We start from the raw sequence: 12,111 nt of genomic DNA, 5'->3' as shown, positions 1-12,111 counted from the left end.
GATCTATCGAAAATCAATAGCTTCCTTTCGGAACTCCATGGGCTGCATCTGCGTCTACCTCTCCCGCACCCACCTGGAACGACCTGCGGTACCCCTGCGGGCTCGTGCCCACCACGCGGCGGAAGCGTTCCCGGAACGCCGTCGGAGAGCCGAAGCCGGCCTGGGCGGCGATCCGTTCGACCGGGTGGGCCGTCGTCTCCAGCAGATGCTGCGCGCGCCGTACCCGCGCCCGGTGCAGCCACTGCAACGGGGTCGTGCCGGTCTGTTCGCGGAAACGGCGGTTCAGGGTACGGCTGCTCATGCCGGCCCGCTCCGCGATCCGCTCCAGGGTCAGGTCCCGTGCGCAGTGGTCCTCCAGCCAGGACAGCAGCGGCTCCAGGGTCGCCCCGGCGGGCGTCGGCGGCAGGTCGTGGACGATGAACTGGGCCTGGCCGCCCTCCCGTTCGAGCGGCATGACGGACATCCGGGCCGCGTGGGCGGCGACCGCCGAGCCGTAGTCCCTGCGGATCATGTGCAGACACATGTCCAGCGCGGCGGCGGCGCCCGCCGAGGTGAGGAACTGTCCGTTGTCGACGTAGAGGACGTTGGGGTCGACGGTGACCTTCGGGTAGCGGGCCGCCAGGTCCGGCGCGGCGATCCAGTGGGTCGTCGCGCGCAGGCCGTCCAGCAGCCCGGTCGCGGCCAGCAGGAACGCGCCCACGCAGATCGAGGCGATCCGGGTGCCGTGCGCCGCCGCCTCGCGCAGCGCCTCCGCGACGCCCGGGGGCAGCACGTCCGGTGGCTCGGCGACCCCCGGGAGCACGATCGTGTCCGCCTCCGCCAGCGCCTCCAGGCCGTACGGCGCGCGCACGGTGAACGCCCCCGCCCGCACCTCCCCGCCCGGCTCGGGCGAGCAGACCCGCACCCGGTAGGCCTCCCGGCCGTCGGGCAGCCGGGCCCAGCCGAAGGTGTCGATCGGGGCGGACAGATCGAAGGGGACGACCCCGTCCAGTGCCAGGACGACCACGGTGTGCATGGCGAGAGCGTAGGCATACGACGGCCGCTCGCCAAAGAACGGCCGGTAGCCCCGCTGATCACCGGTGATCCCCGTCATCCGGTGGCGAGAATCCGTCGCTCCCTGGCAGTCCCGCCACTTCTCCGTGATCACGGGGCCGCCTAGCGTCGGGCCGTGACCAAGTTCCTGCTCGCCGTCCATGTCCTCGCCGCGATCGTCGCCGTCGGCCCCGTCACCGTCGCCGCCAGCATGTTCCCGCCCGCCGCCCGCCGCTTCCTCGCGGCACCCGACGACGAGCGCGCGGGCGCGACCGTACGGCTGCTGCATCGCATCTGCCAGGTGTACGCGGCCGTCGGCATCGCCGTCCCCGTGTTCGGGTTCGCCACGGCGGGCGCGATGGGGGTGATGGGCAGCGCCTGGCTGATCGCGTCGACCGTGCTGACCGTGCTGGCCGCCGGGGTGCTGCTGGTCCTCGTCCTGCCCCGGCAGGAGGTCCTGGCCGAGGGCGGGGGCGGGCGGGAGACCACCGTGCGGCTCGCCATGGTCACCGGGATCTTCAATCTGCTGTGGGCGACGGTGACGGTGCTGATGATCGTGCGGCCGGGGTCGACGACCGGGGCGTGAGGGGCGGCGGCCGCCCGGGGCCGCCGGTTTTCGTTATCGCGCGCCGCGCCGCCCGTCTCCTCGGGCATGCACCTGACTCGACCTCTCCAGATCAGCCGCCGCGGGATGCTGAAGGCCGCCGGGGTGGCCGCCGGGGCCACCGCCCTCGGGGTCACCGCCGCCCCCTCGGCGAGCGCCGCGGGCTACGCCCACCCCGGGCTGCTGCACACCCGCGCCGACCTGGACCGGATGGCCGCCAAGGTGAAGGCGGGCGCCGCGCCCTACACCGCCGGATACGCCCGGCTGACCGCCAACGGGCGCTCGCACAGCACCTGGACGCCCCGTCCGCAGCAGACCGTGTACCGGGGATCGGGCTCGCCCGAGAACTACGCGCTGCTCTACAAGGACCTCGCCGCCGCCTATCAGAACGGACTGCGCTACCACGTCGGCGGCGACACCGCGCACGCCGACACCGCCGTCGCCATCCTCAACGCCTGGTCAGGGACGCTCACCTCGCTCGCGGGCTCCGCCGACCGGTTCCTGGCCGCCGGGCTGTACGGCTACCAGGCCGCCAACGCCGCGGAACTCGTCCGGGACCGGCCCGACTTCGAGCTCGAACGCTTCCAGAAGATGCTGCGGACGGTGTTCCTCCCGCTCAGCGAGAGCTTCCTGGTCCAGCACAACGGCGCGGTCCTCACCAACTACTGGCCCAACTGGGACCTCACGGCGATGGCCTGTGTCCTCGCGACCGGGATCTTCTGCGACGACGGCGCGAAGGTCGAGCAGGCCGTGGAGTACTTCAAGCACGGCGCCGGGCTGGGCTCCGTGAAGAACGCCATCCCCGTCGTCCGGGAGGACGGCCTCGCCGAGTGGCTGGAGGCCGGCCGCGACCAGGGGCATTCGCTGCTCGGGGTGGGGCTGATGGGCACCGTATGCGAGATGGCGTGGAACCAGGGCATCGACCTGTACGGGTACGACGACAGCCGGTTCCTGAAGGGCGCGCAGTACGTGGCCAAGTGGTGCCTGGGCGGGACGGTCGACTACACCGCCAACACCCGCCGCAAGGGGGCGGTGAACGGGTGGTCCGGGAGCGAGACCGCGTCCGCCGCGGCCGGGGTGGACCCGGCGATGACCCGGCCCGTCTGGGCGATGATCGCCAACCACTACACCAAGCGGCGGGGGCTGTCGGCGCCGTATCTCACGCAGATCGCGGCGAAGGCGGCGCCCGAGGGCGGGGGCGGGGACTACGGGGACGCCAGCGGGGGGTACGACCAGCTGGGGTTCGGGACGCTGGCGTTCACACGGGAGAGGGCGAGCAGCACTTCCGGCGGGCTGGGAGGCGGGGCTTCGAGCAGCCCCTCCCCCTCCGCTTCCCCCTCTGATTCCCCCTCTGCTTCCGCTTCCGGCGGGAAGAGCGCCCAAGGCAAGAGCGATGACCTCGCCGCCACCGGATCCGGGGACGTCGTCGGCTGGACCGCGGCCACGGGCCTCACGGCTCTCGCGGGCGGCCTGCTCCTCCTGCGCCGGCGCAACCGGGGCGGCACGGGAAGCTGAGCAGGCTCCCCCGGCCGCCGGGCCTACGCCCCCAGCGCCCGGGCCACCGTGTAGATCAGCAGGCCCGCCAGGGAGCCCACCACCGTGCCGTTGATGCGGATGAACTGGAGGTCGCGGCCGATGTGGGCCTCGATCTTGCGGGTGGTGTGCTCCGCGTCCCAGCCCGCGACCGTGTCGGTGATCAGGGAGGTGATCTCCTTCCGGTACGTCGTCACGACGTGCACCGCCGCGCCCTCCACCCAGCGGTCGACCTTCTCCTGCACCTTCGGCTCGGTCGCCATCCGCGCCCCCAGGGTGAGCAGCGAGGCCCGCACCCGCAGCCGCAGCTCGCTGCGTTCGTCCTCGGCCGCCGCGACGATCATGGATCGTACGGCGGTCCAGGCGGACGCGATCAGGTCCTGGACCTCGCCGCGGCCCAGCACCTCGCCCTTGAGCCGCTCCACCCGCGCCCGGGTGCCGGTGTCGGACTGAAGGTCGGAGGCGAAGTCGCGCAGGAAGCGGTCCAGGGCGCCGCGGGCCGGGTGGGACGGCATGTCCCGCATCTCGGCGCAGAAGCGCAGCAGCTCCTTGTAGACGCGCTCGCCGATCCGCTTGTCGACGAAGCGGGGCGTCCAGCCGGGGGCGCCGCCCTCCACCGCGTCCATCACCGAGTCGCCGTGCAGCACCAGCCACTCGTAGGCCCGCGCCACGACCAGGTCCACCGCCCGCCGGTGCCCGCCGTCGGCGACGATCTTCTCCAGCATCTTGCCCATGCCCGGCGCTATCTCCTGGGCGTCGGCGCGCCGGGTGATCGCCTCGCCGACCACGGCTTGGACATCGGTGTCGCGCAGCACGGTCAGGGCGCCCCTGAGGGCGGTCGCCAGCTCGGCCGTGACCCGGTCCGCGTGGTCCGGCTCGGCCAGCCAGGAACCGAGCCGGGTGCCGATGCCCACGGCGCGCAGCCGCTGCCGTACGACGTCCTCGGAGAGGAAGTTCTCCCCGACGAACTCACCCAGCGAGACGCCCAGCTGGTCCTTCTTGTTCGGGATGATCGCCGTGTGCGGGATGGGCAGGCCCAGCGGATGCCGGAACAGGGCGGTGACCGCGAACCAGTCGGCCAGCGCGCCCACCATGCCCGCCTCGGCGGCCGCCGCCACGTACCCCGCCCAGGGGCCGGCGCCCTCGTGGGACGCCCACTCCGCGAGGCCGTACACCACGGCGACGAACAGCAGCAGCCCGGCGGCGGTCAGTTTCATCCGCCGTACGCCGCGCCGCTTCTCCTCGTCGGCGGCGCTGAAGACGGTCATCGCGCGCGCCGGGGTCTTCCCGGTCGGTACCGCATCCGTTGGCTCCATCAATCCACCCGTTCCCCGGTCCCCCGTGTCCCGCACGCAAATATTGTCCCTGCTTGACCGACTCCCGGAACGGAACAAGAGTTCCCGACGTCATTCGTACGGGGGAGTTCGACGGTGACCTCCTGCGCTGTCCGCCGGAGCCGCCCGCTCCCGCACCGAGGAGAACCAGACCCGCATGACCAGGCACAAGGGCTATGCGCTGCTGTGCGCGGTCGTCGCCCTCGTCGTGGCCCTGTCCGCCGCGATCTACGCGGTCGCCGCCGCCGACCACGGCCCCGGCCCGCGCGGCGGCAGCGCCCTCGCCGTCCCCGCGGCACCCCGCGGCGACGGGTCCGCCGCCCCGGCCTCGACCGGGGTGTGGGTCGGCACCTGGGGCGCCTCCCCCGTCGGCGGCGAGCCGGGCACCGAGACCACCGGGATGGCGGGCCGCACGGTCCGCAACATCGTGCACACCAGCGTCGGCGGCACCGGCGCCCGTGTCACGCTGTCCAACCTCTACGGCACCCGCCCGCTGACCGTCACCCACGCCACCCTCGCCGTCGCGGCCGGCGGACACGGCGCCGCGACGGCCCCCGGCACCCTGCGCCGGCTCACCTTCGGCGGCGCCGCCACGGTCACCGTGCCGCCCGGCGGGCAGACCGTCAGCGACCCCGTCGCCCTCGCCGTCCCGCACGACTCCGACGTCGTCGTCAGCACCTACGCCCCCGCCTCCTCCGGCCCGGTCACCTACCACCCGCACGCCCGGCAGACCAGCTATGTCGCCGACGGCGAGCACACCGCCGACGAGAGCGGCGCCGCGTACACCGGCACCACCGTCCACTGGCGCTACCTCACCGCGCTCGACGTCCTCGGCACGGAGGCCGAGGGCACCGTCGTCGCCCTCGGCGACTCCATCACCGACGGGGTGACCGCCACCGCCGACGCCGACCGCCGCTGGCCGGACGTCCTCGCCGACCGGCTGCGCGCCGCCGCCCGCTCCGGCGCGGACGCGCCCCGCTACGGCGTCGTCAACGAGGGCATCAGCGGCAACCGGGTCCTCGCCGACGACCCCAGCCGCGGCGCCAGCGGCCCGCACCGCTTCGCCCGCGACGTCCTCGGCCGGCCGAACGTGAAGGTCGTGATCATCGACCTCGGTGTCAACGACATCCTCCGCGACCCGGGCCGCGCCGACCCCGACGCCATCCTGGCCGGACTGCGCACCCTCGTCGCGCGCGCCCACGCCCGGGGCATCAAGGTCGTCGGCAGCACCCTCACCCCGTTCCGCGGCCACCGCGGCTACCGCGCGGACCGCGAGGACGTACGGCGGCTGGTCAACGACGCGATCCGCGCGGGCGGCGTGTACGACACCGTCGTCGACTTCGACCAGGCCCTGCGGGACCCGTACGACCCCCGCAGCCTGCGCCCGGAGTACGACTCGGGGGACCACCTGCACCCCAGCGACCTGGGCTACCGCACGATGGCCGAAGCACTGGACCTGGAAGACCTCAGGAGCTCGGCCGCCCGGGCGTAGGGGATCTCCGGCCCGGCGCGGGGACGGTCAGTCCTCGTAGCGGCGTTCTCGCCGCCGTTCCCGGTGCTCGCGGCGCTGTTCCCGGTGCTCCCGCATCAGGTCCCGGTGGCCGTCCAGCATCCTGCGGTGGGCGTCCTGGACGTCGTCGCGGAAGTCGGACTGGAGTTCGCGCATCGCCGCCTTGCGGTCCTTGCGCTCCAGCTTCGCCTGCCGGCGGGCCGCCCGGCTCAGCTTGCGCTCCACCCCCACACCGCCCCAGAACGCGAACCCGCTCACGACCACCCGGGGCGCCCCGGGCTCCCCCACCACGCCCGTCTCCCGCTGGTCGAAGCCCCCCATGATCCCGATGCCCCGGACCACGACCTCCACCCCGGGCGGCACCACGATCTGGATCCCGCCCATGACGGCGACGCAGTTGATCTCGACCTCACCGGCCGCGAAGTCCGCCTCGCGCAGATCGATCTCGCCGCCGCCCCAGAAGGCGACCGCGGTGAACCGCCGGGGCACGATCCAGCGCCCCTTGCGCTGGAACCCCGACAGCACCGCGACGGCCCAGCTCGACGACCCCTCGCCGCCCCCGATCCGCCCGGCCCAACCGCCCTCCGGCACCGGCTCCTTGCGCAGCGAGACGGCGGGCGCGACCCCGGCGGCCGGCAGGTCCCGGGTGATCGGCGCCAGCTCGCCGTACGTCCGCGCCCGGTACGTCTGCTCCAGCCGCTCCTCGAACTCCGCCATGTCCAGGCGCCCTTCGGCCAGGGCGTCCCGCAGGACCTCGGCGACCCGCTCACGGTCGGCGTCGGATGCTCTCAGGTCCGGGACTGCGGCATCGTCGGTCATGCCTGCAGCCTACGAGCTCTGGGCGCCCGGCACTACGGTCTCCCGTTCGACATACATCCGCGCGATGACGGCCTCGATGTCGGGCTCCCGCACCGACAGGTCCACCAGCGGATACTCCGCCGCGACCCGCGCCACCAGCGGGGCCGCCGACGCCGACGCCGGGAACGCCAGCCACTGCCGGGGCCCCTCCACCCGCACCACCTGCGCGCCCACCACCTCGATCGGCGGCAGCTCCCGCTCCAGGTCCACCACCAGGGTCCGCTCGCTCTCCCCCGCCTCGTGCAGCCCGGCGAGCCCGCCGTCGTAGACCAGCCGCCCGTGGTCGATGACCATGACCCGCGAGCACAGCTGCTCGATGTCCTGGAGATCGTGGGTGGTGAGCAGGACCGTCGTGCCGCGCTCGGCGTTCAGCTCCCGCAGGAACTCCCGCACCCGCGCCTTGGAGACGACGTCCAGACCGATCGTCGGCTCGTCCAGGTAGAGCACGTCGGGGTCGTGCAGCAGGGCCGCCGCGATGTCGCCGCGCATCCGCTGACCGAGCGAGAGCTGCCGCACGGGGACGTCCAACAGGGATTCCAGCTCCAGGAGTTCCACGAGCCGGTCGAGGTTCTCGCGGTAACGGGCGTCCGGGATGCGGTACATGCGGTGCATCAGCCGGTAGGAGTCGATGAGAGGCAGGTCCCACCAGAGCGTCGTCCGCTGCCCGAACACCACTCCTATGCGGTGCGCCAGCCGGGTCCGCTCCCGCGACGGGTCGATGCCCGCCACCCGCAGCCGGCCGCCGCTCGGCACCAGGATGCCGGTCAGCATCTTGATCGTCGTCGACTTCCCCGCGCCGTTCGGGCCGATGTACCCGACCATCTCCCCGCGCGCCACGGTGAACGAGATCGCGTCGACCGCCCGCACCCGCCGCACCTCCCGCTTCAGGAAGCCGGTCTTCCTGCGCACGTCGAAGACCTTCTCCACACGGTCCAGTTCGATGAAAGCGTCCACCGTCGGCTCCCTGTCCACCCTCAACTCCCCGTACTCCGATACGACCTGAGCCCCGCCCGCCACGCCAGCCCGGCCAGCACCCAGCACCCCACCGCCACCAGCGGCGGGGCGAACGCCGCCCACTGCGGCAGCCCCAGCGGATACGGCCGGTCCAGCACATAGGCGGCGGGCACCCAGTTGACGAAGGCCAGCGGGAACATGAACGTCACCCCGCGCACCAGCTCCTTGCCGAACACCGTCGGCGGATACTGCAACAGCGTCTGACCGCCGTACGTGAACGCGCTCTGCACCTCGGCCGCGTCCTGCGCCAGGAACTGGAACGACGCGCCCGCCACGAAGACGGCGCAGAAGATCACCCCGCCGCACACCACCGTCACGGGGAGCAGCAGCACCTTCGCCGCCGTCCAGTGCACGTCCAGGGCGAGCAGGGCGTACCCGAGGACCGCTCCCCCCTGGGTGATCCGGCCCAGCCGGCGCAGCGCGAACCGGTCCGCGGCGACCTGCGCCAGCACCGGCGCCGGCCGCACCAGCAGCGTGTCCAGCGTGCCGTCCCGCACCCGGGTGCCCAGCCGGCCCGCCGACCCCATCGCCAGGTCCGCGATCCCGAAGGAGGTCGCCGACAGCCCGTACAGCAGGGCGACCTCGGGCAGCGCGTAGCCGCCGAGGCTGTCCACCCGGGAGAACATCAGCAAGATCGCGACAAAGTCCAGGCCGGTCACCAGGGCCCCGCCGAGCGCCGTCATCACGAACGACGCCCGGTAGGCCATCGTGGAACGGATCCACATCCCGGCGATCATCCGATAGGTCCGCAGCCCCTCCAGGACCCGGCCGTGCCCGGCGATCCGGAGATCCTCAGCCACCCTGCACCACCACCCGCCGGGTCGCCGCGGACTGCATCAGCCGGCCCGCCGCCAGCAACGCCACCGCCCAGGCCGCCTGGAACGCGAACACCGGCAGCGGCTCCGCCTCGCCCATCAGCACATCGGCGGGCATCTGCAGCTGCGCCGCCCACGGCAGCGCCCGTACGGCCTCGCCCAGCGCCCCCGGGAACACGTTCAGCGGCAGCGTCATCCCCGAGCAGAAGATCCCCGTGACCATCAGCACCTGAAGCGCGCCCGTGCCGTCCAGCAGCCAGAACCCGCTCAGCGCCACCAGGAACCGGATCCCGAAGCTGACGATCATCGCGAGCACCAGCGCGACCAGGAAGGCCAGCCAGGTCCCCGGATCGCCCGGCAGCGCGGTCGGGAAGCACAACACCCCGAACATGAAAGGAATCACACCGCGGCCCAGCAACTGGAACACCGCCCGCCCCAGGTCGTTCGCCAGCCACCACGCCTGGAGGTCCGCCGGACGGTAGAGGTCGATCGCGATGTCACCCGTACGGATACGCTCCATGAGATCGGTCTCGAAGCCGCCGCCCTGGATCGCCAGCGTCGCGTACAACGCCTGGCCCAGCCACACGAACGTCACGGCCTGGGCCTGGTCATAGCCCCCGAGGTGCGGCCGCTCGTCCCACAACGCCAGGTATGTGTAGACGAGGATCAGGCCGAAAACCGTGTTGGTGAACACCCCCGCGGCCGTGGCCGCCCGATAGGTCGCGTACCTTCTGAAACCCCCCGCTGCGACGGCCGCGTACAACCGCGCCGAACCCACGGCAACCTTCCTCCTCGCCCGCTCGTCCACCTCTACGACACCGAAGCGCAGGAGCCTAGCCCGCAGGCACAGTGACGTGCCACGCGTTTTCCGGCACAACGCGTGCCGATTGCCGGGAACGGAACGCTTGGTGCGAGAGTCTCCAACAGGGGGCACAAATGGCGTACGAGGCGTACGGGAACGTACGACGCGAAACAGGAGTCCGAGCAGCACATGAGCGACGAGCCGCAGCCGCAGCAGCCGACCGAGGGCTGGGCACCGAGTGAACAACCGGGGGAGGCCAAGATGCCCAAGCGCCCCAAGCGCACCGGTTGGCGGCGGCTGATCCCCACCTGGCGGATGGTGCTCGCCACCTTCGTCCTGGGCGTGCTCCTCCTGATCGGCCTGTTCTACCTCGGCTACTCCACGGTCAAGATCCCGCCGGCCAACGCGCTCGCCACCAAGCAGTCGAACGTCTACCTGTACGCGGACGGCAGCGAGATCGCCCGCGACGGCGAGATCAACCGCGAGAACGTCGACCTCTCACAGATCTCCAAGGACGCCCAGCACGCGATCCTCGCCGCGGAGGACCGCGACTTCTACACCGAGTCCGCGATCGACCCCAAGGCCATGCTGCGGGCCGGCTGGAACACCGCGACCGGCAAGGGCAAGCAGTCCGGCTCCACGATCACCCAGCAGTACGTGAAGAACTACTACCTCGCGCAGGAGCAGACCGTCACCCGCAAGGTGAAGGAGTTCTTCATCGCGATCAAGCTGGACCGCGAGAAGTCCAAGGACGAGATCCTCGAGGGCTACCTCAACACCAGCTACTTCGGCCGCAACGCGTACGGCATCGAGGCCGCCGCCAAGGCCTACTACGGCGTCGACGCCGCCGGACTGACCGCCGAGCAGGGCGCGTACCTCGCCGCGCTGGTCAACGCGCCCAGCGAGTACGACGTGATCGCGCACCCCGAGAACAAGAAGGCCGCCCAGGCCCGCTGGAACTACGTCCTCGACGGCATGGTCACCAAGGGCTGGCTCGACCAGTCCAAGCGCGAGGGCATGAAGTTCCCCACGCCGAAGGAGACCTCGGGCGCCGCCACCGGCATGTCCGGACAGCGCGGCTACCTCGTCAACGCCATCAAGGACTATCTGCTCGACAACAAGATCGTCACCTCGGACCAGCTCGACGCCGGCGGCTACCAGATCACCACGACGATCCAGAAGAAGAAGCAGAACGCCTTCGTCGACGCCGTCAACGACAAGCTGATGGACAAGCTCGACAAGAAGAACCGCAAGGTCGACACCTACGTCCGCGCAGGCGGCGCCGCCGTCGACCCCAAGACCGGCAAGATACTCGCCATGTACGGGGGCATCGACTACATCAAGCAGTACACCAACAACGCCACCCGCCAGGACTTCCAGGTCGGCTCCACCTTCAAGCCGTTCGTGTTCACGTCCGCCGTCGAGAACGACTCCACCACCCAGGACGGCCGCACGATCACCCCGAACACGGTCTACGACGGCACCAACAAGCGCCCCGTGCAGGGCTGGAGCGGCGGCAGCTACGCCCCCGAGAACGAGGACTACGTCAACTACGGCAACATCACCGTGCGCCAGGCCACGGACAAGTCCGTGAACTCCGTGTACGCGCAGATGGCCGTCGACGTCAGCCCCTCCAAGGTCAAGCAGACCGCGATCGCGCTGGGCCTGCCCAGCGACACCCCCGACCTCCAGCCGTACCCGTCCATCGCGCTCGGCACCGCCACCGCGAGCGTCCTCGACATGGCCGAGGCGTACGCCACGCTCGCCAACCACGGCAAGCACGGCACGTACACGATCATCGAGAAGCTCACCAAGGACGGCAAGACGGTCGAGCTGCCCAAGCGCAAGACCACCCAGGCCGTCAGCCGCGAGGCCGCCGACACCACCACCTCCGTCCTGCAGAGCGTGGTCAACCAGGGCACCGCGACCGCCGCCCTCGCCGCCGGCCGCCCCGCCGCCGGCAAGACCGGCACCGCCGAGGAGGACCAGGCCGCCTGGTTCGCCGGGTACACCCCCGACCTCGCCACCGTCGTCGCCGTGATGGGCCAGGACCCCGAGACCGCCGCCCACAAGTCCCTCAAGGGCGCCATGGGCCTCGCCCGCATCAACGGCGGCGGCGCGCCCACCGAGATCTGGGCGCAGTTCACCAAGGAGGCCCTGAAGAACACCGAGGCCCACTCCTTCGACCTCGACCTCCAGCCCGGCTCCGCGGACACCGGTCTCCCCGCCTCCCCGTCCTCCCCGGCCGCCTCCCCCAGCGGCGACGGGACCAGCACCGGCGGCCAGGACACCCAGGGCCAGACGCAGGGCCAGACCCAGGGCCAGACCAACGGCGGCACCACCGACGGCGGCTCGACCACCTCCGGCACGACCGACGGCGGCACCACGGACGGCAGCACCTCCACCGGCACGACCGACGGCGGCACCGGGGACGCCGGCACCACCACCGGCACCGGCGACGCGGGCACCACCACCGGCACCGGGGACGCGGGCACCACCACCGGCACCGGCGACACCGGCACCCCGGGCAGCCCACAGGGCACGACGACGGGGACGGGCACGCAGCTCACGACCCGCAGGGAGATCGACTAGCAGAGAGCCGGACAGGC

General features: G+C 72.0%; 10 protein-coding genes. 4 read left to right on the top strand and 6 right to left on the bottom strand.

Annotated elements, in window-relative coordinates; genetic code table 11:
- Nucleotides 1–13: 13 nt before the first annotated feature.
- Nucleotides 14–1,015 carry a helix-turn-helix domain-containing protein gene (locus ABZ490_RS08735; RefSeq protein ID WP_358986383.1) on the bottom strand — a complete coding sequence of 334 codons (1,002 nt, stop codon included), beginning with the start codon at nt 1,013–1,015 and terminating at the stop codon, nt 14–16.
- A 153-nt stretch (nt 1,016–1,168) separates the two neighbouring features.
- Here ABZ490_RS08735 and ABZ490_RS08730 point away from each other — a divergent pair, with 153 nt between their 5' ends.
- Entirely contained in the window at nt 1,169–1,618 is a 450-nt protein-coding gene (locus tag ABZ490_RS08730; RefSeq protein WP_358986380.1) for a hypothetical protein, read from the top strand.
- A gap of 66 nt (nt 1,619–1,684) precedes the next feature.
- Nucleotides 1,685–3,151: an alginate lyase family protein gene (locus tag ABZ490_RS08725; RefSeq protein WP_358986377.1), complete on the top strand. Its 1,467-nt coding sequence runs from the start codon at nt 1,685–1,687 to the stop codon at nt 3,149–3,151.
- 23 nt (nt 3,152–3,174) lie between these two features.
- Here ABZ490_RS08725 and ABZ490_RS08720 read toward each other — a convergent pair whose 3' ends face one another.
- Complete coding sequence (locus ABZ490_RS08720) at nt 3,175–4,485, bottom strand: DUF445 domain-containing protein (RefSeq protein ID WP_358986374.1); 1,311 nt, start codon at nt 4,483–4,485, stop codon at nt 3,175–3,177.
- A gap of 175 nt (nt 4,486–4,660) precedes the next feature.
- Here ABZ490_RS08720 and ABZ490_RS08715 point away from each other — a divergent pair, with 175 nt between their 5' ends.
- Nucleotides 4,661–5,995, top strand: coding sequence for an SGNH/GDSL hydrolase family protein (locus ABZ490_RS08715; RefSeq protein ID WP_358986371.1), 1,335 nt, complete (start codon nt 4,661–4,663; stop codon nt 5,993–5,995).
- 27 nt (nt 5,996–6,022) lie between these two features.
- Here the strand turns inward: ABZ490_RS08715 and ABZ490_RS08710 are convergent, their stop codons facing one another.
- The 4 genes from ABZ490_RS08710 to ABZ490_RS08695 are packed head-to-tail and all read right to left on the bottom strand — an operon-like array spanning nt 6,023 to nt 9,478.
- On the bottom strand, nt 6,023–6,832 hold the full coding sequence (locus ABZ490_RS08710) for a DUF1707 domain-containing protein (protein ID WP_358986368.1): 810 nt from the start codon (nt 6,830–6,832) through the stop codon (nt 6,023–6,025).
- Nucleotides 6,833–6,841: 9 nt separating this feature from the next.
- Complete coding sequence (locus tag ABZ490_RS08705) at nt 6,842–7,843, bottom strand: ATP-binding cassette domain-containing protein (RefSeq protein WP_358986365.1); 1,002 nt, start codon at nt 7,841–7,843, stop codon at nt 6,842–6,844.
- A 2-nt stretch (nt 7,844–7,845) separates the two neighbouring features.
- Nucleotides 7,846–8,622, bottom strand: coding sequence for an ABC transporter permease (locus tag ABZ490_RS08700; RefSeq protein WP_358986770.1), 777 nt, complete (start codon nt 8,620–8,622; stop codon nt 7,846–7,848).
- Nucleotides 8,623–8,677: 55 nt separating this feature from the next.
- Complete coding sequence (locus ABZ490_RS08695) at nt 8,678–9,478, bottom strand: ABC-2 family transporter protein (protein ID WP_358986360.1); 801 nt, start codon at nt 9,476–9,478, stop codon at nt 8,678–8,680.
- Between the two features lie 213 nt (nt 9,479–9,691).
- Between ABZ490_RS08695 and ABZ490_RS08690 the strand changes: the two genes are divergently transcribed.
- Nucleotides 9,692–12,094: a transglycosylase domain-containing protein gene (locus ABZ490_RS08690; RefSeq protein ID WP_358986357.1), complete on the top strand. Its 2,403-nt coding sequence runs from the start codon at nt 9,692–9,694 to the stop codon at nt 12,092–12,094.
- Nucleotides 12,095–12,111 lie beyond the last annotated feature (17 nt).

The organism is Streptomyces sp. NPDC005811 (assembly GCF_040630405.1).
Classification (GTDB): domain Bacteria; phylum Actinomycetota; class Actinomycetes; order Streptomycetales; family Streptomycetaceae; genus Streptomyces.
Note: the sequence above shows the minus strand (reverse complement) of the source record. Positions and strands in the feature narration are given on the sequence as shown.

Excerpts from the sequence above, each read along its gene's own strand:
- ABZ490_RS08710 (WP_358986368.1), bottom strand. The coding sequence starts at position 6,832 with ATGACCGACGATGCCGCAGTCCCGGACCTGAGAGCATCCGACGCCGAC.
- ABZ490_RS08690 (WP_358986357.1), top strand. The coding sequence starts at position 9,692 with ATGAGCGACGAGCCGCAGCCGCAGCAGCCGACCGAGGGCTGGGCACCG.
- ABZ490_RS08700 (WP_358986770.1), bottom strand. The coding sequence starts at position 8,622 with ATGATCGCCGGGATGTGGATCCGTTCCACGATGGCCTACCGGGCGTCG.
- ABZ490_RS08735 (WP_358986383.1), bottom strand. The coding sequence starts at position 1,015 with ATGCACACCGTGGTCGTCCTGGCACTGGACGGGGTCGTCCCCTTCGAT.
- ABZ490_RS08715 (WP_358986371.1), top strand. The coding sequence starts at position 4,661 with ATGACCAGGCACAAGGGCTATGCGCTGCTGTGCGCGGTCGTCGCCCTC.
- ABZ490_RS08720 (WP_358986374.1), bottom strand. The coding sequence starts at position 4,485 with ATGGAGCCAACGGATGCGGTACCGACCGGGAAGACCCCGGCGCGCGCG.
- ABZ490_RS08725 (WP_358986377.1), top strand. The coding sequence starts at position 1,685 with ATGCACCTGACTCGACCTCTCCAGATCAGCCGCCGCGGGATGCTGAAG.